This is a genomic window from Haemophilus sp. 27098_8_127, assembly GCF_041433495.1.
In the GTDB taxonomy this organism is placed as follows: Bacteria; Pseudomonadota; Gammaproteobacteria; order Enterobacterales; family Pasteurellaceae; genus Haemophilus_D.
In genome coordinates this window covers 65,776-90,384 of record NZ_JAPWBP010000003.1, presented here as the reverse complement: position 1 = coordinate 90,384, position 24,609 = coordinate 65,776, and the positions used below count along the sequence as shown (strand labels likewise).

Below are 24,609 nucleotides of genomic sequence, written 5' to 3'. Positions count from 1 at the left end.
CGACCGCACTTGCGGTCGTTTCTATTTACAGCTTAAAGGATTATTTTAATTTTTCACCTTTAAATTCACCTGTTAAACTTTCTAAGAAAGAGGTTATGTCCTCCACATCTTTTTGAGCAGGCTGTTTCACGTTACTTTGGTATTTCAACATTGCACTCACAGCATCTTTTAGCTCTTTTGCTGACGCATCATGGAAATAGGGTGCAGTAAGCGCGACATTGCGCAAGGTTGGCACTTTGAAGCGATGCATATCGAAAGGATCTTTAGTTTGTGCAAAGCGACCTTCATCCGCATCAGTTAATGGCGTACCACGATCTTTAAAGTAATCGCCGTAGAGTCCCATGTATTCATAAGATTGTCCACCCATTGCTACACCAGTATGACAAGTATCACATTTATGTTGTTTGAATAACTCATAACCGCGAACTTGTTGCTCGGTTAACGCTGTTTTATCCCCTTTCAAATAACGGTCGAAATCACTATTTGGTGTAATTAATGTTTTTTCATATTCACCAATTGCGTGAGTTAAAGTTTCTTTCGTCACTTGTGGATATTCTTTTAAGAATTCTTTTTTAAATTCTTCATCCATTTCAAAACGAGCCACGATGTCATCCCACGAGTGCGAGCCCATTTCTACTGGATTTGTTGGAGGACCTTTCGCTTGATCTGCTAAATCTGCAGCTCGTCCATCCCAGAATTGCACAAAGTTAAATGCGGCATTGAACACGGTTGGCGCGTTAATTGGGCCTTTTTTACCATCAATACCTGTTGAAGTATCAAGTCTATCCACACCGCCTTTGTCTAATTGGTGACAAGTATGACATTGAATAGAACCATCGCCTGATAAACGTCCATCAAAGTAAAGATCATGACCTAACGCGACTTTTGCTTCATCAGTCGCAATACTGTCTGGAATCGGTTGAACTAAACGATCGGCATCAACATTGGGTGTTTCTTTTGGTAAAGACATTTTACGTACTTCACGAATCCAGTTAAGCAACGCCACTTTCTCTTGCTCATCTGGTTTACTTCCCCAGTGAAGATGTCTGAATTTAGCAATTGGCATTTCGTTATTTTCAAGTACACGTTGTAATTTTGCTAAATCAGCTTGGGATAATTTGCTCGGATCTTTTAAGCCTTCAACTAAACGATCTAAGCGGAAAGCACGAAGCCCATTCTGAATATCCGATTGCATTTGGTCACCCACAATCGGGAATTTTGAATAAAATGGAAGAGGCGTGCTTGGACTATGGCAATATTGGCAGCTGTTATCAAACAACGCTTTTGCCACTTTTTCTTGTTCGCCCGTATAGCGATTTTCCATTAAAAGTTGAGTCGCGTTCTCTTTATCAAATTGATGCAGATACCCCACAACCCCAAATAACCCAATACTGCAATGGCTGCTCCGCCAATAATCAGTTTTTTCATCTAATCCTCCAAATGATCAATAAAATATAAAAAGAAAGAAAAAGCTTAAAAAGCAAGGTGATTATGCCAAAAAATTGGCTTATATTTTATGTGGATTTAATTTGATTTGGCTATGGATATGATTGATTGCATTACAGGTGTTTTTAACTTATAAATAGAGATCTCCCTAAAATTCAGCAATAAAAAATGCGGTTATTTCTAACCGCACTTTACGTTTTATTATCTCTCGTTTATTTCTTTGGCGCTTGCATAAAGCGGAAGAAATCACTGTCTGGTTTCAAGATCATCATATTACCTGAACCTTCAAAGCTACTTTCATACGCTTTTAAACTACGAATAAAGCTATAAAACTGTGGTTCTTGAGCAAAAGCTTGAGAATATAATTTCGCTGCTGCCGCATCACCATTACCACGTAATTCTTGTGCAGTTTTATTTGCATTCGCTAAGATCAAGGTGACTTTACGATCCACGTCTGCTTGAATGAACGCCGCTTTTTCTTTACCTTGAGAACGGTGTTCACGCGCAACGGCATCACGTTCTGCACGCATACGTTGGTAAATCGAAGAAGAAACTTCATCCGGTAAATTGATTTGTTTTACACGAACATCGACGACTTCAATCCCTAATTCAGAGGTACTATCCTGCCCTGAATTTAACGCTTTTTTCGCCCCCGCCATTAATTCACCACGGGTACCTGAAACGATATCCTTAATTGTACGAGTACCTATTTCTGAACGCAGACGGTCATTCACTTTACGGCTTAATAAGCTTGCAGCTTGGTTATAATCGCCACCACCCGTTGCAGTATAGAAACGACCGAAATCGCTGATTTTCCATTTTACATAGGAATCCACCAACAAGTCTTTTTTCTCGACTGTCACAAAACGAGTAGCTGAACCATCAAGGGTACGAATACGCGCATCAAGCACTTTAATGCTATCAATTAAAGGCAATTTGAAATGCAAACCTGGTTCATACACCACTACTTTATTTTCTGCATCACGTTGTACTTTGTTAAAACGCAACATGATGCCACGAGTGCCTTCAGTTACAACCACGACGCTGGAATATAGCACCGCAGCAATCACCACAATAATCGGAAGTAAAAATTTACGCATTAGTTAAATCTCCCTTGGCGAATGCCTTCATTTGATTGAACTGGTTGAGCCGTTTGCGTTTCTACACGACGTTCTTGTGTTGAAACAGGTGCAGAACTGATCGCACTTTCAGGCGTTGTAGTAGTCGGTTGAGCCGCTTTTTTACCCATTAATTGTTCTAATGGTAATACGGTTAAATTGTTACCATTATTCGCATCTAACATGACTTTCGGCGTATTTGCCATGACTTTTTCCATGGTTTGAATATAAAGACGCTCTTTTAACAAATCAGGCGCAGCTTTAAATTCAGGTAGAAGATGTTGTAAACGTTCCACTTCCCCTTGCGCATCAAGCACAACACGATCTTTGTAAGCAGTCGCTTCTTCTATAATACGCTGTGCGTCACCGCGAGCGATTGGCTCTTTCTCACGAGCATAAGCTTCTGCTTCACGAATGTAACGTTGTTCGTCTTCCTGCGCTTTAATCGCATCATCGAAAGCATCTTTCACTTCTTCTGGTGGACGTGCAGATTGGAAGTTCACGTCAATAACTTCAAGGCCCATGTCATAAGGTTTGATAATATCGTTCAACGCTTTCCAAGTATTTTCACGCACCACTGCTCGACCCGTTGTCAGAATATCATTCATGGTCATATGACCGATCACATAACGAAGCGCACTATCTGTCGCTTGTCCGAGACTATTATCTGCATTGCTCACGCTAAACAAGTATTTTTCTGGATTTTGCACGCGATATTGTACGGTCATTTCCACTTTAACCATGTTTTCATCTTTGGTTAACATTGCACCTTGCGTTTTAAGCTCGCGAACTTGTTCTACATTCACTGGAACCACTTTATCAATGAAAGTTGGTTTCCAGTTCAAACCTGGTTGAACGGTAGAATGAAACTCACCAAAACGTAACGTCACACCACGTTCCGCTTCTTTAATGGTGTAAAAACCGCTTGCACCCCAAATAATTCCCCCGATCACCGCGGCGATCGGTAAAATTTTACCTAAATTGAATGAAGGGATATTCGGCGAAGTATTATTTGAACCGCCTTTTTTATTACCCCCACCTAATTTTTTCAACAGATTATTGAATACTTCTTCAATATCTGGTGGTGATTGCTCCTGATTTTTATTGTCTCGCGAGCCCCAGCCATTTTCATTTTGCTTATCTGATGAATTACCTGACTGTTTTGGACCGCTGCTCTGCCCCGGTTTACCCCAAGGATCTTGATCTGGACCGTTTTGCGACATTACGTTCTCCATTTGTCTAAAAATTTTAATGAGTTTATCGAAATAAATGGGGTTAGTCTATGAAAATACAAGTGGCGAATCAAGTTTTATAAAATAAAAAATCCTTGAATATTTTCAAGGATTTTCTTTTATTCATTTACTTGGTAAATCAAGGATTTTTTTATATTTTTTTCGAGTAATTTTTTTCCATCCCACTGATAAAAGTGCGGTTGAATTTTTGACTGATTTATAAATGCCGCAAAGTAAAAAGGCAATTCATCTGTAAAAATCAACTTACCTTTCGGACAATAATCTGAAAAGATCTGCAGTTGTTCTGGCAAATGCGTCACACTTGATAACTTCACTATTCCTACGCCTTGTGATTTCAATACAGCTTCACGCAAACACCAACAACGATAAAAAGCCTGCTCTTCGTCAGGTTGTTTAGCAAACCAATCTTGTTCTGCTTGTGGCGCAAAATGGGCCATGAGCGCAGAAAAATTCCGTTTTTTCGGAAATTCAACATCAATACCGACCGCAGTTTTTTCTGATTCATTAATATGCAGCAATACAGCAACCCAATCACCAGAATGACTAATATTAAAATCGATATTCTCAACGGGAAATTGCGGTCTGCCACTTTGTGTACGATAAATTTGTCCTAAAAGTGCGGTTGATGTTCCCGCTGTTTTTAACAACTGCCAAAGCAAAAAATGTGCCAATCGACGACATTGACGTCGTTGCGTTATCCGAGAATTTCCCTGCGGTTCCGTATGCAAATTCTCAGGGATTAGTTCCCTAGGAATTTCATCAAAAGGAAAAGGTTGTTGAATATTGGCGTAGGCAATAAAAGTTGTCATACAAATAATAAATAAACATATCACTTTAATTGCATTATAAAAGGAAATCCGCCACGCACCAATGCCCCAAAAAAATAAAGGGCGTTTATCCCGCCCTTTTGAATGACAAAACAAAAGTGCGGTCAAAATCAACCGCACTTTTTTATTATTTCAACAAATATGCACGTAATTGTGCAAAATCGTCATCCATTTCATCAGAAAGTAATGGCAATTTGTTGTGTTTATCTAACGCTTCTGGCAATGGAAGATCGAACGAAAGAATGCGCTCCACAGACTCTTTAAATTTCGCAGGATGTGCCGTACATAAGAAAATACCGGTTTCATCCGCTTTAAGTTGGTCTTTCAATACTTGATAGGCGATCGCACCGTGTGGTTCACATAAATAACCTTTTGCGTACATCGCTTTTAAGGTTTCTTCTGTTTCGCCATCGCTTAACATACCTGAACCTAAATCACTTAAATTCCAGCCATTGCGTTTAAATAACTCTTCTACACGCGGCCAGTTGTTTGGGCGACTGACATCCATCGCATTAGAAAGCGTGGCTACAGTCGCTTTAGGTGCCCAGTTACCTGATTCTAAATAACGTGGCACAGTATCATTCGCATTGGTTGAAGCAATAAAGCGTTTAATTGGCAAACCTAATGTTTTTGCAATTAAACCAGCGGTTAAGTTACCAAAGTTACCACTTGGTACAGAAACCACGACATTATCACGCTTTTCTTTTGGTAATTGAGCTACGGCTTCAAAGTAATAACAAACTTGCGCCAATAAACGGCTAATATTGATAGAGTTTGCTGAATTTAAACCAATCGCTTGACGTAGCTCTGCATCATCAAACGCTTGTTTAACTAATGCTTGGCACGCATCGAAATCACCATTAATCGCAACAGTGCGAATATTCCCACCTAAAGTACAGAATAACTTTTCTTGTAATGGGCTGATTTTGCCTTTCGGATATAAAATCACGACATTGATATTTTCCAACCCGTAAAATGCATGGGCAACTGCCGCACCGGTATCTCCAGATGTTGCTGTTAAAATGGTGATTTTGCCATCACCACGCACTGCTGCCAGTGCCTGTGCCATAAAACGGCCACCAAAGTCTTTAAATGCTAACGTTGGACCATGAAATAATTCAAGCGCATAAATATTGTCTTCTATTTTTTCTAATGGTGCCGTAAAGGTGAACGCATTTTTCACCATCGCATCCAAAGTGGCTTTCGGCAATTCTTCATCAATTAAGGCGCCAAGAATTTTTTGGCTACGTTCAACCAATGGCAAGGCTAACAACTCATCAATATTGGTTAAAACGGGGATCGTTTCTGGAAAGAACAAACCTTGATCTTTGCCAAGTCCTTGACGTACTGCTTGCGCAAAATTCACTTGTTCTTCAGGGTGTTTGATGTTGTACAAATTCATTGTATATCCGTTAATTATAGAGTTTTAATAAAATGTTATTCCCCTCTTATAAAAAGAGGAGATAAAAGCGATTTGTTATTTAACCGAGCGCTCTCGCGCCATCATTATCGACCTTACAAACATGCACAAAACCTTCATTGTTTTGTAAATAATGATTTTCTAAATAAGTCGCCAGTTTTGTTGCGGTTTGTAAATCAGGTGCAATGGAGAAAATCGTTGGGCCAGAGCCTGAAATACCCGTCGCTAACGCGCCTAAATCACGAGTAGCTTGTTTCACTTCTGCGAAGTTTGGTAATAAAGCCTCACGATAAGGTTCTGCAATCACATCTTTCATCATCATCGCTGCAAGGTTTTCTTGATGCGTGTGACATGCGTGCACAAAGCCACCTAAATGACGACCATGAGAAATTACATCCTGACGCGTATAGCTTTTCGGTAAAATTGCACGCGCTTCAGCGGTTGAAACCTCAATGCCTGGATAAGCTAAGACCCAATACCAATTATCAAAAAATGGCAGTTTTTGGCAAATGTTACCGAGGGATTGTACCATAAATTGCACACCGCCTAAGTAACAAGGTGCCACATTATCATAATGGATCGAACCTGAAATACGACCTTCTAGCTCGCCCATCATCTCTAACAATTCCATTTTTGAGAATGGTTCATCGTGGAATTTATTTAATGCCACTAATGCTGCTACGATAGAGCATGCACTTGACCCCAATCCCGAACCAATCGGCATATTTTTCTCAAGGGTCAAACGCAATGGTTTAACTCTCACATTGCGTAATTTTAATTGCTCACTAAACAGTACATAGGCCTGATACACGATATTTTTTTGCGGTTCTTTTGGCAATTTACGCACAAAATAGCCCGCACTTTCGAGCTCAAAACCACTTGGAATAGACTCGATCTGTACGACATCACCTAACAATGAACCATCAATCGGTGAAATGGCTGCGCCTAATGTGTCAAACCCTACACTAATATTGGCACTAGATGCCGGAGCATAAATTCTTAACATATTATGTCCTTTTTAGTGGTGTAATGTTCTTAAAATATCCGCAAAGATGCCAGCTGCAGTCACTGCGTTACCCGCACCATAACCACGTAATAACAACGGAATTGGTTGATAATAACGAGTGTAGAATGCAAGGGCGTTTTCACCGTCTTTCACCTTATACAATGGGTTATTTTGATCCACGGCAATGATTGACACTTTGCAATGGCCATCTTTAATTTGGCCTACGTAACGCAATACTTTGCCTTCTGCTTTCGCGGCTTCAACGCGTGCTTTAAATTCCGCGTCTAACTGTGGCAACATTGCCATAAATTCATCGGCTGATTTACCTTCAGAGAAGCCTTTCGGTAACACACCTTCCACTTCCACATCGGAAAGCTCAAGTTCTAGACCCGCTTCACGCGCTAAAATAAGCAATTTACGTGCCACATCTTGCCCCGATAAATCATCACGAGGATCAGGTTCTGTAAAGCCTTTTTCTCGTGCAAGTGCGGTCACTTCTGAAAGAGACAGTCCTTCTTCTAATTTACCGAAAATGAAAGAAAGTGAGCCCGATAAAATGCCTTCAAAATACTCAAGTTCATCACCCGCTGCCAATAAATTCTGTAAATTTTCAATAACCGGTAAGCCTGCCCCTACGTTAGTTTCGTATAGGAATTTATGTTGGCTCGCTTGGGCATTACGACGTAATTCGTGGTAATAGGCTAATTCACGAGTATTCGCTTTTTTGTTTGGTGTTACCACATGGAAGCCTTCTTTTAATGCTCGTGCATAAAGTCCTGCAACCGATTCAGCCGTTGTACAATCAACAAAGACTGGGTTTACCACATGATGTAATTTAATGAAAGATAACAACACATCAAAATCAGAAGGTTGGGTTGCATTTTCAAGATCAGCTTTCCAATTATCTAGATTCAATCCGTTTTCATCTAAAAGCATTTTTGTTGAATTCGCTAAGGCACAAACACGGATCTCAATATCCTTCTTTGCAAGGTAATCTTTTTGTTGTTTGATTTGTTCAATCAATTCGCCGCCAACACCACCGACGCCAACTAGAAACATATCGACGACTTTCTTGTTATTAAAAAGGGCTTGGTGAGTCGCTTTCACGGCTTCAATCGCTTTATTTTGTGCCACTACCGCTGAAATCGAACGCTCAGAAGAACCTTGTGCAATCGCGACTAAGCTGATATTCGCTTGAGCCAATGCAGAGAAGAAACGAGCCGCGATACCTTTAGCTTGTTTCATGCCATCACCCACAACAGAGATAATAGAAAGATCTTTTGCAACTTCAATTGGTTCTAATTCATGGGCTTTTAATTCTGCAGCAAATTCTTGTTCTAAAATCGCTTTCGCTGCATCTGCTGATTTCACTGGTACGCAGAAACTAATACTGTATTCAGAAGAAGACTGCGTAATTAAAATGACCGAAATCCCTGCTTTCGACATGGCAGAGAAGACACGAGCGGCCATTCCCACCATACCTTGCATACCTGGGCCTGAAACATTAAACATTGCCACGTTATCAAGGTTAGTAATCCCTTTCACTTGTAACCCTTCAGATTTCACATGACCATCGATTATCGAACCTGGTGCAGATGAATTACCGGTGTTTTTAATCACGCAAGGGATTTGTTTTGGTAATAATGGACCAATTGTACGTGGATGGATCACTTTCGCCCCAAAATAAGAAAGCTCCATTGCTTCACGGTAAGAAAGGCTAGGTAATAAACGAGCATCTGGCACTAAACGTGGGTCACACGTATAAACGCCATCCACATCAGTCCAAATTTCACAAACAGACGCATCTAAACAAGCGGCTAAACAAGCGGCTGAATAATCAGAACCATTACGGCCTAATAACACTAATTCACCTTTATCATTACATGCGGTAAAACCGGCCATTAAAACGACTTTATCTTTACCGATACTTTTCGCATCAACGCGTTTTGTAGATTCGTCAATATCAACTGAAGATTCTAAGTAACCGCCCTGCGCTAATAATTGTTTAACTGGATCAACAATATGAACATTGTATCCACGTGCTTCAAACCACGCTTTCATCATCGCAATTGATAATTTTTCACCACGGCAGTCAATGGTTGCTTTAACTTTATCTTCTACTTTGCCAGATTGGCGGATTTCTTCTAATAAACCTTTAATTTGGGCAAATTCTGCATCAATGAGGGCTTTGGTCCCCGCAAGATCAAATTTATTATTTTCAGCGTGCAAACCATTAATGATGTTATAAAAAATTTCAATGGCTTCGTTAAAGTGGGTATCGGTTGGTTGGTTTAATGCGGCTTTTTCAGAGAGGGCTACAAGATGATTAGTAATTTTAGCAGGAGCGGATAACACACCGGCTGCTTGTTCTTCTAAATGAGCTTTTTCGATTAATTGAGCTGCTTGTGAGAAACGCTCAGGATTGGCTAATGAAGTGCCACCAAATTTTAATACGCGCATGATAATATCCTCAGATGTTGTGATTTTTAAATACTAAAAAACCCGCACTAGACTGAATGCGGGTTTTCTTGATCCTGTTTGTTATGCACTAACCCGCCCCATTAATTGTCGTAATGGTCATAATAATGGTGGTAATCGTGAAAGTGCGGTTATTTTTCATTGTGTTTTAACCTTGAAAAAAAAGATGTGTTTAGAAATACCGAAAAAGCGCTGGCTTGTCAAACACAAAATCAAAAAAATGAAGATTTTTTCTAAAAATCATCGCTTTGGTGTAGAATGAAGAGAGTTTCACATTGGTCAGGAAGGGAATTATGACAATTCAACAAGCTCTCGAAACCATTCATCAAAAAATCCAAGCCTCCACTCAACTGGCACATCGCCCTGAAAGTGCGGTCACTTTATTAGCAGTTTCTAAAACGAAACCCAATGAAGCGATTTTAGAAGCCTATCATGCAGGACAAAAAGCATTTGGGGAGAACTACGTTCAAGAAGGTGTAGATAAAATTCAGTATTTTGAAGCACAGAATATTCAGCTTGAATGGCATTTTATTGGCCCATTGCAATCCAATAAAACGCGTCTTGTGGCCGAACATTTCGATTGGATGCAAACGTTAGAACGTGCAAAAATTGCTGATCGTTTAAATGAACAACGCCCTACCAATAAAGCGCCTTTGAACGTTCTAATCCAAATTAATATCAGTGATGAAGCGAGTAAATCAGGTATTCAACCGGGTGAAATGATTGCGCTTGCAAAACACATTGAAAATCTACCGCACTTACGTTTACGTGGATTAATGGCTATCCCTGCTCCAACAGACAATATTGCTGAACAAGAAGCAGCTTTTAGCCAAATGGAACAATTATTTGAGCAATTGAAAGTCGCTTTCCCTCATCAACAAATTGATACGCTTTCTATGGGAATGACCGATGATATGCAAAGTGCCATTAAATGCGGTTCAACCATGGTGCGTATTGGTACAGCCATTTTTGGCGCAAGAGATTATTCGAAAAAATAATGAATAGAAAATAAAAAAGCGGTCAAAATTGACCGCTCTTTTTTATCTGGATTTCATTAAACTTCTTCGCTCTTTTCAGAGAAACGTTCAATCTTCGCACCTAAGCAACGAAGTTTATCTTCAACGTGTTCATAACCGCGATCGATGTGATAAATACGATCAACAATAGTTTCACCACTTGCGATACAACCCGCTAATACCAGGCTGATTGATGCGCGTAAATCTGTTGCCATCACTTCGGCACCAGAAAGGTGCTCAACACCGTGACAAACCGCCGTGTTACCTTCAATCTCCGCTTTACCGCCCATACGAATTAATTCTGGAATGTGCATAAAACGGTTTTCAAAGATGGTTTCAGTGATGATACTTGTACCTTCTGCCACCATGTTTAACAAGGTGAACTGAGCTTGCATATCGGTTGGGAAACCTGGGTGTGGTGCAGTACGAATATTAACAGCTTTTGGACGATTGCCATGCATATCCAATGTAATGCTATCTTCTGTGACTTCAACTTCTGCACCCGCTTCACGAAGTTTATCAATCACGGCATCCATGGTATCCGCTTTGGTATTTTTACATACCACGCGACCACCAGAAATAGCACCTGCAATTAAGAATGTACCGGTTTCAATACGATCTGGCACAATGCTGTGCTCGCAGCCAGTTAAACGCTCAACACCTTCAACGACAATGTGATCCGTACCAGCACCTGTAATTTTTGCGCCCATTTTGTTGAGGAAATCAGCTGTATCGACAATTTCTGGCTCACGTGCAGCGTTTTCAATCGTTGTTGTACCTTCAGCAAGCGTTGCAGCCATCATGATAGATAAAGTCGCACCAACGCTCACTTTTTCCATCACAATACGCGTACCTACAAGACGCTCTGCGACAACTGCTTTTACATAACCTTCGTCAAGCTCAATCGTTGCACCAAGTTTTTCTAAGCCACTAATATGAAGATCAACTGGACGAGCACCAATTGAGCAACCACCTGGTAAAGAAACTTGACCTTGATGAAAACGAGCCACCAACGGTGCTAATGCCCAAATAGAGGCACGCATGGTTTTTACTAATTCATACGGCGCAACGAAGTGATCAATTTTAGAGCAATCTAATAATACTGCACCTTCAGCATCGCGCTCTGCCTCCACACCAAGTTTACGTAAGATCTTTAAGGTGGTATCAATATCTTTGAGTTCCGGTACATTTGTTAATTTAACCGGCTCAGTTGCCAAAATTGCGGCAAAAAGAATAGGAAGTGCAGCATTTTTTGCACCAGAGATGGTTACAGTACCACTTAAGCGAGATTGCCCGCCATAAACACGAAATTTTTCCATAGAAAATCCTAGCTTGCTTGATGTAATAGACGATCCATTTTCCACTTTTCAGTGGTATAGGTTTTAATAGTTAAAGCGTGAATTTCGCCAGTTTGAAAGTAAGGCATTAATGGCGCGTAGATGGTTTGTTGCTGTTTTAATTTAGAAAGTGCTGAGATCTCATCGCTCACGACAATCACACCAAAGTGTGCATTTTCACCTTGAGCATAAACCTCATCTACATTCAGGCTTTCTTTTAAAATACGTTCAATTTCTTGCAGTTCCATTAGGATTTCCGTTTTAATGATGATCAATAAAAGTGCCAATCCAATGAGATAAATTCACTAAATCAGCAAGGGTTAATAACTGTTCCGGCGGATTTATCAACCGCACTTTTTTATTTGGTAACTGCTCACTATCATGTAGAAAATCACACAATAATGCAAAACCAGCCGAATCAATTCGTTTAATATTCGTTAAATCAAATTCAATGGTACTTTGATTCGCTAGCTTTTCTGATAAAAAAGAAGCACGTTGCTGCCATAATGGTAACAACGTGTTGCGGGATAGCTCCCCCGATAATTGGAGAGCTATCTTATCATTATTTTGGATTAAATCCCACTTTAACGCAGTCATTCGCTTATTTGCTCAATGTCACAGGTGCTGCGGCAGATTTTTGAATTTGAGCTGTTAAAGCATCAATACCTTGTTGACGTAAAATACCGCTCCATTCGTTTTGTTTGGTGACAACCATACTCACGCCTTCAGCAACCATGTCATAAGCTTGCCATTCGCCAGTTTTACTGTTTTTACGCCATTTGAAATCTAATTTAATTGGCGCTTGTCCACCATTTTGCATAATGTTTACACGAATGCTCACAAGGTTTTTGTCGCCCACTTCTTTAGCCGGTTCAATTTGAATATTTTGATCGGTGTAAGCGGTTAACACTTGTGCGTAAGCTTGTTCGATAAAATCGCTGAATGCTTTAAAGAATTTTTCACGTTGTTCTGGTGTGGTTGATTTAAAGTATGAACCTAACACTAAAGAACCTGCATAGTTTACTTGCACGTAAGGTAATAAATCATTACGCACGATAGTACGTAAATAGTTTGGATCCTTTTTAATTTTTGCCTGATTGTTTTTGATATCGGCAAATAACTTATCTGATGCTTGTTGCATCAACACATAAGGGCTCGTTTCTGCACGTACAGTTTGAGTCACAAAAAGTGCAGTCACTGCAAATGCCATTACGCTAAACCATTTTTTAAACTGAGTAAATTTCATCATAAATCTCCTAAATAAAGATTATTATTTGGCTTCAGGTTGTGCTTTGTCAGCATTGCCGTCGGCTTTTTTATCACCGTAAAGGAACTGGCCGATTAAATCTTCCAATACCATTGCGGATTTTGTGTCTTGAATTTGGCTACCGTTTTTTAACATCGCGGTTTCACCATCATCAAAACCCATTGTTAAGGCGATATATTGCTCGCCCAATAATCCCGATGTTTTGATCGATAACGAACTGTTTTCCGGAATTTCTTTATATTCTTCATTAATCGCAATACTGACTTTTGGTAAGTAAGATTTTTCGTCTAACGTAATGTCAGATACGCGACCAATGACTACCCCACCAAGTTTAAGTGGTGCACGGACTTTTAGTCCACCAATATTGTCAAAAGTTGCAGTCACCGTGTAAGATTTTGTTTCACCAAAACCTTGTACGTTTGCTACACGTAAGCCTAAAAACACTAACGCGGCGATACCGAGTAGTAAAAATAGCCCTACCCAAAATTCATATTTAATTGTTTGTCGCATAAAAATACCCTTTTAGCCTGCCCCAAACATAATGGCAGTTAAGATGAAATCGAGCCCAAGTACCACAAGTGATGCGTGGACAACCGTTCTGGTTGTGGCTTGACTGATACCTTCAGATGTTGGAATACAATCATAACCATTGAATAACGCAATCCACACCACGGCAATGGCGAAAAATACGCTTTTAATAAATCCGTTTAGAATGTCATAGCTCCAGCTGACGGCATTTTGCATCACTGACCAGAAGCTACCTGCATCGACACCTTTCCAATCCACACCAACAAGCGAGCCACCCCAAATACCAATCGCGGTAAAGAGAATCGCAAGAATTGGCATCGCAATCACGCCCGCCCAAAAACGCGGGGCAATCACACGACGTAGTGGATCGACTGCCATCATTTCAAGGCTGGAAAGTTGTTCTGTGGCTTTCATTAAGCCAATTTCAGCCGTTAACGCTGAACCTGCACGCCCCGCAAATAAAAGTGCGGTCACTACTGGGCCTAATTCCCGTAATAAAGACAGCGCCACAAGTTGTCCAAGGCTGGTTTCTGCAGAAAAATCCACCAAGACCACATAGCCTTGTAAGCCTAACACCATCCCAATAAATAAACCTGAAAGCAGGATAATTAATAAAGACTGTACACCTAATGCGTATAACTGCTTCACTAATAAAGGAAAATGCTTACGAATTTGTGGTTTACCGACTAACGCACCAAACAACATAAAGCCTGATCGGCCTAATGCACGGAAAAATTTAATTACGCTTCGTCCAAGTGAAGAAATCATATCAACGATCATTTAAATAATTCCTCCACATAATCTTTTGCTGGATAATGGAATCTCACCGGACCATCCGCTTCGCCTTTTAAGAACTGAACCACTTGAGGATCTTGGCTCGCGAGCAGTTGCTCTGATGTTCCTTCGGCTATCACATGTTTATCCGCAATAATATAGGCATAATCCGCAATGCTTAATACTTCCTGAACATCATGGGAAACCACGATAGAAGTTAAATTCAATGCTTCATTCAAGCGTTTAATTAAGCTTACGATCACGCCCATGCTGATTGGATCTTGCCCTGTAAACGGCTCATCAAACATAATTAAATCCGGATCAAGTGCAATCGCTCGAGCCAATGCGGCACGACGCGCCATCCCACCAGAAAGCTCCGAAGGCATTAAATCTGCCGCACCGCGTAAGCCCACCGCTTCTAATTTCATCAACACAATTTGACGAATTAGACTTTCCGGCAAACGGGTATGCTCGCGAATCGGAAATGCCACGTTATCAAACGTGGAAATATCCGTAAATAAAGCGCCTGATTGGAATAACATTCCCATGCGTTTACGTACTTCGTAAAGCTCGCGATTTGAAAGACGACAAATATCTTGTCCATCAAACAAAATCTCGCCTTGTTCAGGATATAACTGACCACCGATTAATTTCAGTAACGTGGTTTTCCCGATCCCTGATGGCCCCATAATAGCCGTAATCTTGCCCTGTTGGACTTTCAAATTCAGGTTATCGTAAATCACACGCTCACCTCGTTTAAAGGTCAGGTTTTTGACTTCGATTAGATTTTTATTCATTAAAATCTCATTGGTTTTACAAGAGAAAATTTATTTTCCTCTCACGTTAAAAAAGTGCGGTCGTTTTGACTGCTATTTTTGTGAAAGGTTCAAGCGGCGTTTTAATAACGTCGTGAAGCCTCGTAATAACACAAAAATCAATGACAACACATAAATAGGTAAATTACCCAGTGCAGCATAAGGCGTTTTGCCTTCTGTTGGCACCATTTTATGGGTCAGTGTGGTTTCCTCAAATTGAGGCGCTTGCGCTTCAATGTTGCCTTTTGCATCAATAAACACTGAAATCCCTGTATTCGTTGCACGAATTAATGGTTTACCTAATTCGAGTGCACGCATTCTAGCCATTTGTAAATGCTGCCAAGGGCCAATGCTATCACCAAACCATGCATCATTGGAAATAGTCAGCAAATAATCCGTTTCTTTTTTCAGATTTTCACGAAGTTGCTCACCAAAAATAATTTCATAACAAATAGCTGGTGCAAAAGCATGTTGCTTCGCCATAAATGACGGCTGTACTGCATCGCCACTTTGGAACGCAGACATTGGCAAATTAAAGACAGAATTAAGTGGACGCAACAAACTTTCTAACGGCACGTACTCACCAAATGGCACGAGATGATGTTTGCTATAACGATTTTTTGTCGTCAACTCATAAGGGAAATCAGGATTCCCTGCCGTCACAATCGAATTTAATAATTTACCACTTTGCTCATCGCGATATACGGTACCAATCATCACTTCCGTGTTTTTCTCTTTCGCGACTTTATCTAAAGCTTCAAAAAATGGCGTAATCGCATTTTCAAGGGTAGGCAATGCCGACTCGGGTAAAATAATCAAATCAGACGTGCCTAAATGCGCCAAAATTTGTTTTTGATAGATATCCACCGTTGCGTAAAGATATTCAGGATCCCATTTTAAATTTTGCTCAATATTACCTTGTGCAAGCGTGACAGTTAGTCCTTTACCGTCTTTGGGTTGAACAAAATTCACCTTACCTGCATAAGCACTTAATCCACCCACAACCAATAATAGCAATGCATTCACACTGACTAAATTCCATTGTTTTTTCGATAGTGAAAAAACAAGATTAAAAATGACCGCACTTGCCCAAACGGTAAAGAATGTCAGCCCCGTGACACCAAAGATCGGCGCGATGCCGAAAAATGGACTGTCGATTTGGGTATAACCAAATTGTAACCAAGGAAAACCAGTAAACACCCATCCACGCAAGAATTCAGTCAATGTCCAAATCGCAGCAAAAATGACCGCACTTTGCACCTGAAAACGCTGCACGAAATAAGTGAAAAGCATTGGATAAAGTGCAAGATAGGCAGAAAGCAAGCCCACCAAGAGATAACTCACGCCAAGGGATGCTCCACCAAATTGATGAATGCTGACATTCAACCAACTTACACCAAAACAGAAAAAGCCCATCGACCACAAAAAAGTGGCCAAAAGTGCGGTTGATTTTTTGGCATTTTTTGCCACAAAAAGCAATCCGCCCAAGGATACATAGGCTAATCCCCAATAATCAAACGGTGAAAAGGCAAATACGCCAATTACGCCAGAAATCAGGGCTATAAGATAAACGACTAATTTATTCATTTTATCAATACTATAAAAAAATATTCCCCCTCTTCAGCAAAGAGGGGGCTTAGAATACAGTCAGGCTAAACAACTTATTCAGCTTGTTCTTCCACGCCTTCCATATCCGATAAATGCTCATCTGGCACGGTTACACGTACCTGAATTAAACGGCGGCTATCGGCAGAGGTCACTTTAAATTGAATATTTTCTAAGGTGATTTCTTCACCTCGTTTAGGCAGATAACCAAAAGCTTGCATAATCAAACCGCCAATGGTATCCACTTCTTCATCATCAAAATGCGTATTAAATTGCGCATTAAAATCATCAATATCCGTTAACGCACGCACCGCATAAGTATGACGAGAAAGCTGACGAATATCGGCGACATCTTCCTCATCAAATTCGTCTTCAATATCACCAACAATTTGCTCTAATACGTCCTCAATGGTGACAAGACCAGATACCGCTCCAAACTCATCCACCACAATCGCCATATGAAAACGTTCTGAACGAAACTCTTTTAACATTCTATCCACGCGCTTACTTTCCGGCACAACAATGGCTGGACGAAGTAAGGCTGAAAGATCAAAGGCTTCCGCATCTTCACGTAAAAATCGGAGTAAATCCTTTGCGTGCAAAATACCTGCAACATTATCACGATCATCCGCATCAGCTATAACAGGAAAACGTGAATGTGCAGATTCAATAATCGTGTTCAAACACGCATCAAGATCTTGATTTGATTCAATAAATACGATTTGAGAGCGTGGAATCATGATATCGCGCACACGAAGCTCGGCGATTTCCATTACCCCTTCAATCATCTCACGAGTGTTTTGATCGATTAAATCGTTTTGTTCTGAATCGCGAATCACTTCCACGAGTTCTTCACGATTTTTCAGCTCACCTTGGAAAAAGCGGCCAATAAGTGATTGGAAAAAAGATTTTTTAGTTGTTTCAGTTTGATTACTCGAATGTTCTTCGTTCATAAAATTAAATATGTTACTGTCGGATTGACTGTGTAAAAAGTAGCATATTTTGACAAAAATCGCAAAAAACTTAAGCTAAATGGCTGAAAATAAAGTGCGGTTAAAAACACCATAGTTTTTAACCGCACTTCAATTTTAACTGTTGTTATGATTCCTTCTGCAGGTAGAAAGAGCTTCTATAGCTTATGCTTATTTATACGCATCCTCTGAATCGATAATTTCTACGTAGTCCGGATCTGGTATTGGTTTTTGTATGAACGCCAACCATCTTTCTAAAAGATAAGTTAGTTTCTTACGAGGTATTAAATACTCTGTATGATCGCTTTTATCATCAATTTCATCGTATTTATCTAGAAGAATCAAATAACGAATCCTTAGTTGCACAGATAGGAGCTAGTTTGCCAAAAGAATCACAATATCCAAATTCAACTATCATTATTGCCCTCTTATAGGATAAATACTTAGAACATTTTACTTGTTGTCTAACGAATTAATCCATTTATTAAAAAACACAATTTGTTCATCTACGGAAGAAGTCAGTTCACTATCTTCAGGAGAAAAAATAAAAACTAAATCTTCAAATGTAGCTTGTTTACCAAGTTTGTATTCATACACTTTTACAGCTTTTCCCATCTGTAGTAGCATGCGCGATGGATAAGCATTTCGTTTATATCCTTTACAATGTAACAATATATCAGGATATTGTTTTTTTAATCTAGATAAACAATCCCAAAAATTATCCTCTACAATACAAATTTTCATACCAAAACATTCAAAGGATATTTGGCATCGATCATTATCAACATATCCAAAATAAACAGGGAAAAATCCTGCATTACTTCCTTTAGATATTTTAAGCATCGTTTTTTCAAAGGTGCTTTTCATTTGTGATTTTTTACCTCTAGTAAAATATTACGAATTAAATGTCATTAATGTATTTCTCATACATTTTGTGTAATTACATATAAACAAAGTGCGGTTAAAAACACAATAGTTTTTAACCGCACTTTCCTTTTCAAGGATTACCTATTTAAACCTAAACTCTGTCCACTGGTAATAGCGTTCACCAGCTTTTTGAATACCACCATAATTCTGCCATTCTGGGTGGTTTGGGGTATCGGGTAGGCATTGGGTTTCAAGTGCAATGCCGCTGAAATCTTGATAAGTGCTACCTTCACGAGTTGGAGTGCCTGCAAGATAGTTTCCCGTATAAACCTGTAACGCCGCTTGGGATGTGAGCACTTCAAGGCTTAAATCTTCATTAGGGGAAGTCAATAATACACAAGGCTTTTGCCATGCTTTATTGACGATAAAAGAATGATCGTAACCTTTTGTCACCACTTGATCGCCTTGCTGAAAATCTTGTGCGATTGGTTTTGCAACACGAAAATCAAAGCTAGTATTCACCACATGTTTAAGTGGTGAATTTGGGATGCCTTCGCCATCAACCGGCAGATAGAAATCCGCATTAAGGCGTAGTGTATGATTTCGCACATCACTGCCCTGTTCGGCATTTTCTAAATTGAAATAAGCGTGGTTTGTTAAATTAAGCGCGGTTTCTTTATCACTTTCGGCTTCGTATTCAATTTTTACGCTATTTTCATCGGTCAGTGTGTAAATCACTGTGACTTGTACATTACCTTCAAAACCTTGATCACCATCAGGAGACACAAGGGAAAAACGCACAAAATTCTGACCGCAGTCTTCCACTTTCCAACGGCGTTTATCAAAGCCTTCTTTACCACCATGTAATTGATGATTGCCTTGATTCGCAACCAACTGGATTGTTCGCTCACCCAATTCAAATTGGGCGTTAGCAATACGGTTCGCATAGCGTCCTACGCTTGCGCCCAAATAAGCAGTTTGATGAGGATAATCTTCCACTTTGCAGCCAAGTAACACTTCTCGCAACTCACCATTCACAGGGACTTTACAAGAAAGCCAAGTGGCTCCCCAATCCATAAATTGCACGGTCATGCCATTTGAATTGGTGAGTTGAACAAGTTGATAAGGCTGTCCATCTGGTGCATTGAACGCCGTTTTTTCTAGCATAGACTCACTCCTTGTGAGGCTGTGCAAACATAGAAATCTTCTTTTAAGCCCGTTTGTTTTTCATAATTATCAGCAATAATTTTACGCACTTCTTCAACTTTATCATGAGGTGCAAGGGCAACAATGCAACCACCGAAACCACCGCCGGTCATTCTCGCACCACCGGTTTTACCAATCACTAATTGAGCGAGTTCCACAAGATAATCAATTTGTGGCACAGTAATCTCAAAATCATCACGCATGGACTTGTGAGATTGCCCCATTAATTCGCCTAATTTTGTTAAATCGTTATGTTTTAAGGCTTCAACGGCATCAAGTACGCGTTGGTTTTCAGTCACCACATGGCGTGCGCGTTTAGCCACTAAAACATTAAGTGCGGTCAATTCTGCTTCTCTTTTTTGGAATTCTTCTACTGACACATCACGTAAGGCTTTTACGCCAAAAAACTCTGCGGCTTTTTCACATTGCCAGCGGCGTGTGTTGTATTCACCCGTGACCAAATCATGGGGTACATTTGAGTTCACAATAATAACAGCAACATCTTTCGGCACAGGCGTTGGTTGTGTTTCTAAGCTACGGCAATCAATCATTAAGAGATGATCTTTTTGTCCTAAAGCAGAAATTAATTGATCCATGTTCCCGCAATTTGCGCCAACGAATTTGTTTTCAGCTTTTTGACCAATTAAAGCAATTTCTGTATCTGTTAAAGGTAAATCACTGAGTTGTTGGCAAAACTTACCTGTTGCCACTTCAAGTGCTGCAGAAGAACTTAAACCGGAAGAATGAGGCACATTGCCAGAAATGACCAAATCAGCACCCTGTTTAAATTGTGGACAACGTTCTTGAATAAATTTCACCACACCACGCACATAATTCGCCCATTTTTGCTCACTTTGAGGGAAATCTTCATCAAGAGAAAAGGTATCCTCAAGATCAAGATCTGCTGCATAAACATTCCAAATATGATCAGTACGTTTTGATCCCGCAATGGCTGTACCATAATTGATTGCACAAGGCATCACAAAGCCATCATTGTAATCCGTATGTTCACCGATAATATTCACACGACCTGGTGCATACACGGTCAGTTCAGGTTGCTTATTATATTTTTGAGTAAAAATGTGTTGGGATTTTTGGACTGGAGTCATATTATTTTCCTTTATCTTTCATACTCCCCCTTAACTCAAGAGGGAAAGGATTTCTTAACGTTCTTTATAATGCACTTCGCTTAACGCACGTAATCTTTCTGCTGCTTGTTCAGCGGTGAGGTCACGTTGGCTTTCACCTAACATTTCATAGCCCACCATAAATTTGCGAACCGTAGCAGAACGCAACAACGGTGGATAAAAATGTGCATGAAGCTGCCAATGTTCGTTATCTTCACCATTAAATGGTGCTGCATGGAAGCCCATTGAATAAGGGAAAGACGTTTCAAACAAGTTATCGTATTTCGTTGCCAATTTTTTCAATATCACGGCAAGATCTTTAGCTTGAGCTTCAGTTAATTCTGTTAAGCGTTTTACATGCAATTTAGGCAACAACAGGGTTTCAAACGGCCACACCGCCCAATAAGGCACCACCGCAACCCAATGCTCGGTTTCCACCACAATACGTTCTTTTTTCTCTAATTCTTTTTGAACGTAATCCACTAAAAGTACCGAACCGTGTTTTTCATAATAATTTCGTTGAGCAACATCTTCGCGTGCAACTTCATTCGGTAAAAAGCTATTTGCCCAAATTTGTCCGTGCGGATGTGGATTGGAACATCCCATTGCCGCGCCTTTATTTTCGAAAATCTGTACCCACTGATATTTTTGACCCAGTTCACGCAATTGCTCTTGCCACACTTTAATCACTTCTTCAATTTCAAGTGCGGTCAATAATGGCAAGGTTTTGCTGTGATCTGGTGAAAAACAAATAACACGGCTTTCACCACGAGCTTGGCTCATTTGGAAAAGAGGATCGGCTGATTGCTCTGGCGCGGGTGTATCTTCTAATAAAGCCGAGAAATCATTTTTGAATACATAAGGTTTATGGTAATCCGGATTCGGTTCGCCAGTGATACGTTTATTACGCGGGCAAAGATAACAATTTGGATCGTGGCTTGGCTTTTGTTCCTCACTCACTTTTTCTTGTTGTCCCTGCCATGGACGTTTAGCACGATGTGGCGAGACTAAAACCCATTGGTCAATTAACGGATTATAACGACGATGTGGATGATCTGTCGGTTCAAATACGGTTTCGCTCATATTTTTGCTCCAAAATGTAAACGATTACAAAAAATTTTCTCATAAGATAACAAATTAAAAAAAATAAACCGTGATCATTATCACAAAATCAGGAAATAAGCCGCTCATCCAATCACTTTTTTGTGACGAATGTAGCATTTTTGAAAGTAACCGCTTTCAATTTTATTCAAATTTACTATGATAATTGCTATGAAAAAATGAATGAGAGCCCAGTTATGCCTACAATTCGAGATGTTGCTGAATTAGCTTGTGTGTCGGTTGCCACTGTTTCCCGGGTGATTAATCGCTCCCCATCTGTGAGTGAAAAAACCCGTTACTCGGTACAACGCGCGATGGAAGCCTTAAATTATCAACCCAATGCAAACGCACAAGCTCTGGCAGTACAAAATACTGATACCATTGGCGTGGTGGTTACCGATGTAACGGATCCGTTCTTTGCTATCTTGGTCAAATCGGTCGATAAAGTCGCTGAAGAGCATCAAAAAACGATTTTGATCGGCATTGGATACCATCATGCAGAAAAAGAGCGTGAAGCCATTGATACCTTGCTACGCAAGCGTTGTAGCTGTTTGGTCGTTCATTCCAAAGCCCTTTCTGACGAAGAGTTACAGCATTATTTAGAAAATGTACCCGGTATGGTGGTGATTAACCGCGTGATTGCGGGTTATGAAAATCGTTGCGTCAGCCTTGATAACCGCCAAGGTACCTATCTAGCCACTGAAATACTGATTCGTTATGGTCATAAGCACATCGCCTATATTGGTTCCAACCACGGTATTTTAGATGAAACTGAGCGCAAGGAAGGCTACTTAGAGGCCTTAGAAGCGCATAACTTCCCCATTGTAGAACAAGCCATTGTGCATAATTCGCCTGATTTTGAGGGCGGTGAGAAAGCCATGATTGATTTATTGAGCTACAACTCCAATTTAACCGCAGTGGTGGCCTATAACGATACAATGGCAGCGGGGGCAATTTCCGTTTTAAATGAAAACAATATCAAAGTCCCGAAACAATTTTCCATTGTGGGATTTGATGATATGCCAATTGCTCGATATTTAATCCCAAAACTCACTACAATTAGATATCCAATTGATTTAATGGCAAATTATGCGGCAAAACTAGCGTTAAGTTTAGTCGATTCGTCTATTGTCACACCTACTGTTGTGCAATTTAATCCAACATTGGTGAGACGTTTTTCCGTAGAAAATGCAATAAAACCGTGATAGAGATCACAAATTTAAACATTGCTATGTAATCGTTTTCATTTATGTGAGTTTGATCACAGATTAACAGTTTTGATTTCGTTATGATGGATTCAGTTGCAATAGATGTACGCAACATTCCTCTATTTGATATATAAAAAATCAACAATAAAATCTCTTTCTCTACATAGGAGCGTTTTTATGAAAAAAACAGCAGTATTAAGTGCAGTCGCTTTAGCAATCGGTTTAGGTTCAGCAACTTCAGGTTTCGCAGCCGATAACCGCATTGGTGTTACCATTTATAAATATGATGACAACTTCATGTCATTAATGCGTAAAGAAATCGATAAAGAAGCGAAAGCGCTTGGCGGCATTGAGTTATTAATGAATGACTCTCAAAATGCACAATCTATTCAAAATGACCAAGTGGATGGTTTGCTTTCTAAAGGTGTAAAAGCTTTAGCGATTAACTTAGTAGACCCAGCAGCAGCTTCAACTGTTATCAAGAAAGCTAAACAAGATGACATTCCTGTTGTTTTCTTCAATAAAGACCCAGGTGCAAAAGCAATTGGTAGCTACGATCACGCTTACTATGTTGGTACAGACCCGAAAGAATCTGGTTTAATCCAAGGTGACTTAATTGCGAAACAATGGAAAGCAATGCCAGCCTTCGACTTAAACAAAGACGGTAAAATCCAATATGTATTATTAAAAGGTGAACCAGGTCACCCAGACGCTGAAGCACGTACTAAATATGTGATTGAGCAATTAAATGCTAAAGGTATCCAAACCGAACAATTATTTATTGATACCGGTATGTGGGATGCAGCAATGGCTAAAGATAAAGTGGATGCATGGTTATCTAGCTCTAAAGCTAACGAAATTGAAATGATTATTTCAAACAATGACGGTATGGCATTAGGTGCATTAGAAGCAACCAAAGCACACGGTAAAAAATTACCAATCTTTGGTGTGGATGCATTACCGGAAGTACTTCAATTAATCAAGAAAGGCGAAATTGCTGGTACCGTGTTAAACGATGGCGTTAACCAAGGTAAAGCAGTTGTTCAACTTTCTGCAAACCTTGCTAACGGTAAAGCAGCAACAGAAGGTACACAATGGAAATTAGAAAACCGTGTGGTACGTATCCCTTATGTTGGTGTAGATAAAGATAACCTAAGTGAATTCTTAAAATAAGAAAATCTATTGCTTTTCTTTAATTTTAGGGGGAAAGGAAACCCAAATTCCCTTTCCCCTTTTTTG

Annotated in this window: 23 protein-coding genes, 1 pseudogene and 1 other annotated feature; of the genes and pseudogenes, 3 read left to right on the top strand and 21 right to left on the bottom strand. The window is 39.9% G+C overall.

Annotated elements, in window-relative coordinates; translation table 11 throughout:
* Positions 1–40: 40 nt before the first annotated feature.
* The 7 genes and pseudogenes from O3746_RS04715 to thrA all read right to left on the bottom strand — a co-directional run bounded on the left by O3746_RS04715 (position 41) and on the right by thrA (position 9,530).
* Positions 41–1,428: pseudogene (locus O3746_RS04715) on the bottom strand (cytochrome c peroxidase).
* A 230-nt stretch (positions 1,429–1,658) separates the two neighbouring features.
* Complete coding sequence (gene hflC / locus O3746_RS04710) at positions 1,659–2,546, bottom strand: protease modulator HflC (RefSeq protein ID WP_049367835.1); 888 nt, start codon at positions 2,544–2,546, stop codon at positions 1,659–1,661.
* Complete coding sequence (gene hflK / locus O3746_RS04705; RefSeq protein ID WP_371447906.1) at positions 2,546–3,787, bottom strand: FtsH protease activity modulator HflK; 1,242 nt, start codon at positions 3,785–3,787, stop codon at positions 2,546–2,548. Before hflK ends, hflC begins: the two co-directional genes overlap by 1 nt.
* A gap of 128 nt (positions 3,788–3,915) precedes the next feature.
* Positions 3,916–4,626: a 4'-phosphopantetheinyl transferase superfamily protein gene (locus O3746_RS04700; RefSeq protein WP_371447905.1), complete on the bottom strand. Its 711-nt coding sequence runs from the start codon at positions 4,624–4,626 to the stop codon at positions 3,916–3,918.
* 145 nt (positions 4,627–4,771) lie between these two features.
* Positions 4,772–6,046: a threonine synthase gene (gene thrC / locus O3746_RS04695; RefSeq protein WP_371447904.1), complete on the bottom strand. Its 1,275-nt coding sequence runs from the start codon at positions 6,044–6,046 to the stop codon at positions 4,772–4,774.
* A gap of 79 nt (positions 6,047–6,125) precedes the next feature.
* Positions 6,126–7,070 (bottom strand): homoserine kinase, encoded by a 945-nt coding sequence (gene thrB / locus O3746_RS04690; RefSeq protein ID WP_371447903.1) that lies wholly within the window; start codon positions 7,068–7,070, stop codon positions 6,126–6,128.
* A 12-nt stretch (positions 7,071–7,082) separates the two neighbouring features.
* Positions 7,083–9,530: a bifunctional aspartate kinase/homoserine dehydrogenase I gene (gene thrA / locus O3746_RS04685; protein ID WP_371447902.1), complete on the bottom strand. Its 2,448-nt coding sequence runs from the start codon at positions 9,528–9,530 to the stop codon at positions 7,083–7,085.
* A 31-nt stretch (positions 9,531–9,561) separates the two neighbouring features.
* Positions 9,562–9,677: a sequence feature (Thr leader region), on the bottom strand.
* Positions 9,678–9,841: 164 nt separating this feature from the next.
* On the opposite strand from thrA, the gene O3746_RS04680 reads away from it, so the two are divergent.
* Entirely contained in the window at positions 9,842–10,546 is a 705-nt protein-coding gene (locus tag O3746_RS04680) for a YggS family pyridoxal phosphate-dependent enzyme (RefSeq protein ID WP_070591445.1), read from the top strand.
* A 56-nt stretch (positions 10,547–10,602) separates the two neighbouring features.
* Here the strand turns inward: O3746_RS04680 and murA are convergent, their stop codons facing one another.
* The 14 genes from murA to galT form a co-directional block, all read right to left on the bottom strand.
* The gene (gene murA, locus O3746_RS04675) at positions 10,603–11,883 is read right to left on the bottom strand and encodes a UDP-N-acetylglucosamine 1-carboxyvinyltransferase (RefSeq protein ID WP_302481721.1); all 1,281 of its coding nucleotides are present in this window, start codon (positions 11,881–11,883) and stop codon (positions 10,603–10,605) included.
* An 8-nt stretch (positions 11,884–11,891) separates the two neighbouring features.
* Positions 11,892–12,149, bottom strand: a complete 258-nt coding sequence (locus O3746_RS04670; protein ID WP_049366349.1) for a BolA family protein — start codon at positions 12,147–12,149, stop codon at positions 11,892–11,894.
* 13 nt (positions 12,150–12,162) lie between these two features.
* Positions 12,163–12,498, bottom strand: coding sequence for a lipid asymmetry maintenance protein MlaB (locus tag O3746_RS04665; RefSeq protein WP_005696639.1), 336 nt, complete (start codon positions 12,496–12,498; stop codon positions 12,163–12,165).
* A gap of 4 nt (positions 12,499–12,502) precedes the next feature.
* Positions 12,503–13,150: a phospholipid-binding protein MlaC gene (gene mlaC, locus O3746_RS04660; RefSeq protein ID WP_049371518.1), complete on the bottom strand. Its 648-nt coding sequence runs from the start codon at positions 13,148–13,150 to the stop codon at positions 12,503–12,505.
* 21 nt (positions 13,151–13,171) lie between these two features.
* Complete coding sequence (mlaD, locus tag O3746_RS04655; protein WP_197560262.1) at positions 13,172–13,678, bottom strand: outer membrane lipid asymmetry maintenance protein MlaD; 507 nt, start codon at positions 13,676–13,678, stop codon at positions 13,172–13,174.
* A gap of 12 nt (positions 13,679–13,690) precedes the next feature.
* Positions 13,691–14,476 carry a lipid asymmetry maintenance ABC transporter permease subunit MlaE gene (gene mlaE, locus O3746_RS04650; RefSeq protein WP_005699256.1) on the bottom strand — a complete coding sequence of 262 codons (786 nt, stop codon included), beginning with the start codon at positions 14,474–14,476 and terminating at the stop codon, positions 13,691–13,693.
* Positions 14,473–15,267 (bottom strand): phospholipid ABC transporter ATP-binding protein MlaF, encoded by a 795-nt coding sequence (gene mlaF / locus O3746_RS04645; RefSeq protein WP_178162649.1) that lies wholly within the window; start codon positions 15,265–15,267, stop codon positions 14,473–14,475. Before mlaF ends, mlaE begins: the two co-directional genes overlap by 4 nt.
* A 72-nt stretch (positions 15,268–15,339) precedes the next feature.
* A complete protein-coding gene (lnt, locus tag O3746_RS04640; protein WP_197560261.1) occupies positions 15,340–16,872 on the bottom strand; it encodes an apolipoprotein N-acyltransferase in 1,533 nt (510 codons plus the stop codon).
* A gap of 74 nt (positions 16,873–16,946) precedes the next feature.
* Entirely contained in the window at positions 16,947–17,843 is an 897-nt protein-coding gene (gene corC, locus O3746_RS04635) for a CNNM family magnesium/cobalt transport protein CorC (RefSeq protein ID WP_049371519.1), read from the bottom strand.
* A gap of 189 nt (positions 17,844–18,032) precedes the next feature.
* Entirely contained in the window at positions 18,033–18,227 is a 195-nt protein-coding gene (locus O3746_RS04630; RefSeq protein WP_365991418.1) for a DUF5376 family protein, read from the bottom strand.
* Positions 18,228–18,314: 87 nt separating this feature from the next.
* Positions 18,315–18,728: a hypothetical protein gene (locus tag O3746_RS04625; protein ID WP_197560259.1), complete on the bottom strand. Its 414-nt coding sequence runs from the start codon at positions 18,726–18,728 to the stop codon at positions 18,315–18,317.
* A 141-nt stretch (positions 18,729–18,869) separates the two neighbouring features.
* Positions 18,870–19,895: a galactose-1-epimerase gene (gene galM / locus O3746_RS04620; protein WP_371447901.1), complete on the bottom strand. Its 1,026-nt coding sequence runs from the start codon at positions 19,893–19,895 to the stop codon at positions 18,870–18,872.
* Positions 19,889–21,043, bottom strand: a complete 1,155-nt coding sequence (gene galK, locus O3746_RS04615) for a galactokinase (protein ID WP_371447900.1) — start codon at positions 21,041–21,043, stop codon at positions 19,889–19,891. The genes galM and galK overlap by 7 nt, the downstream gene beginning before the upstream one ends.
* 54 nt (positions 21,044–21,097) lie before the next feature.
* Positions 21,098–22,144 carry a galactose-1-phosphate uridylyltransferase gene (gene galT, locus O3746_RS04610; RefSeq protein ID WP_049374436.1) on the bottom strand — a complete coding sequence of 349 codons (1,047 nt, stop codon included), beginning with the start codon at positions 22,142–22,144 and terminating at the stop codon, positions 21,098–21,100.
* A gap of 215 nt (positions 22,145–22,359) precedes the next feature.
* Here galT and O3746_RS04605 point away from each other — a divergent pair, with 215 nt between their 5' ends.
* Together O3746_RS04605 and mglB are read left to right on the top strand one after the other, a co-directional pair.
* A complete protein-coding gene (locus O3746_RS04605; protein WP_054418395.1) occupies positions 22,360–23,367 on the top strand; it encodes a substrate-binding domain-containing protein in 1,008 nt (335 codons plus the stop codon).
* 180 nt (positions 23,368–23,547) lie between these two features.
* Entirely contained in the window at positions 23,548–24,543 is a 996-nt protein-coding gene (gene mglB, locus O3746_RS04600) for a galactose/glucose ABC transporter substrate-binding protein MglB (RefSeq protein WP_014064930.1), read from the top strand.
* Positions 24,544–24,609 lie beyond the last annotated feature (66 nt).

Bases quoted from the DNA above. Each gene is read 5' to 3' on its own strand.
- hflC (WP_049367835.1), bottom strand. From the start codon at position 2,546: ATGCGTAAATTTTTACTTCCGATTATTGTGGTGATTGCTGCGGTGCTA.
- hflK (WP_371447906.1), bottom strand. From the start codon at position 3,787: ATGTCGCAAAACGGTCCAGATCAAGATCCTTGGGGTAAACCGGGGCAG.
- O3746_RS04700 (WP_371447905.1), bottom strand. From the start codon at position 4,626: ATGACAACTTTTATTGCCTACGCCAATATTCAACAACCTTTTCCTTTT.
- thrC (WP_371447904.1), bottom strand. From the start codon at position 6,046: ATGAATTTGTACAACATCAAACACCCTGAAGAACAAGTGAATTTTGCG.
- thrB (WP_371447903.1), bottom strand. From the start codon at position 7,070: ATGTTAAGAATTTATGCTCCGGCATCTAGTGCCAATATTAGTGTAGGG.
- thrA (WP_371447902.1), bottom strand. From the start codon at position 9,530: ATGCGCGTATTAAAATTTGGTGGCACTTCATTAGCCAATCCTGAGCGT.
- O3746_RS04680 (WP_070591445.1), top strand. From the start codon at position 9,842: ATGACAATTCAACAAGCTCTCGAAACCATTCATCAAAAAATCCAAGCC.
- murA (WP_302481721.1), bottom strand. From the start codon at position 11,883: ATGGAAAAATTTCGTGTTTATGGCGGGCAATCTCGCTTAAGTGGTACT.
- O3746_RS04670 (WP_049366349.1), bottom strand. From the start codon at position 12,149: ATGGAACTGCAAGAAATTGAACGTATTTTAAAAGAAAGCCTGAATGTA.
- O3746_RS04665 (WP_005696639.1), bottom strand. From the start codon at position 12,498: ATGACTGCGTTAAAGTGGGATTTAATCCAAAATAATGATAAGATAGCT.
- mlaC (WP_049371518.1), bottom strand. From the start codon at position 13,150: ATGATGAAATTTACTCAGTTTAAAAAATGGTTTAGCGTAATGGCATTT.
- mlaD (WP_197560262.1), bottom strand. From the start codon at position 13,678: ATGCGACAAACAATTAAATATGAATTTTGGGTAGGGCTATTTTTACTA.
- mlaE (WP_005699256.1), bottom strand. From the start codon at position 14,476: ATGATCGTTGATATGATTTCTTCACTTGGACGAAGCGTAATTAAATTT.
- mlaF (WP_178162649.1), bottom strand. From the start codon at position 15,267: ATGAATAAAAATCTAATCGAAGTCAAAAACCTGACCTTTAAACGAGGT.
- lnt (WP_197560261.1), bottom strand. From the start codon at position 16,872: ATGAATAAATTAGTCGTTTATCTTATAGCCCTGATTTCTGGCGTAATT.
- corC (WP_049371519.1), bottom strand. From the start codon at position 17,843: ATGAACGAAGAACATTCGAGTAATCAAACTGAAACAACTAAAAAATCT.
- O3746_RS04625 (WP_197560259.1), bottom strand. From the start codon at position 18,728: ATGAAAAGCACCTTTGAAAAAACGATGCTTAAAATATCTAAAGGAAGT.
- galM (WP_371447901.1), bottom strand. From the start codon at position 19,895: ATGCTAGAAAAAACGGCGTTCAATGCACCAGATGGACAGCCTTATCAA.
- galK (WP_371447900.1), bottom strand. From the start codon at position 21,043: ATGACTCCAGTCCAAAAATCCCAACACATTTTTACTCAAAAATATAAT.
- galT (WP_049374436.1), bottom strand. From the start codon at position 22,144: ATGAGCGAAACCGTATTTGAACCGACAGATCATCCACATCGTCGTTAT.
- O3746_RS04605 (WP_054418395.1), top strand. From the start codon at position 22,360: ATGCCTACAATTCGAGATGTTGCTGAATTAGCTTGTGTGTCGGTTGCC.
- mglB (WP_014064930.1), top strand. From the start codon at position 23,548: ATGAAAAAAACAGCAGTATTAAGTGCAGTCGCTTTAGCAATCGGTTTA.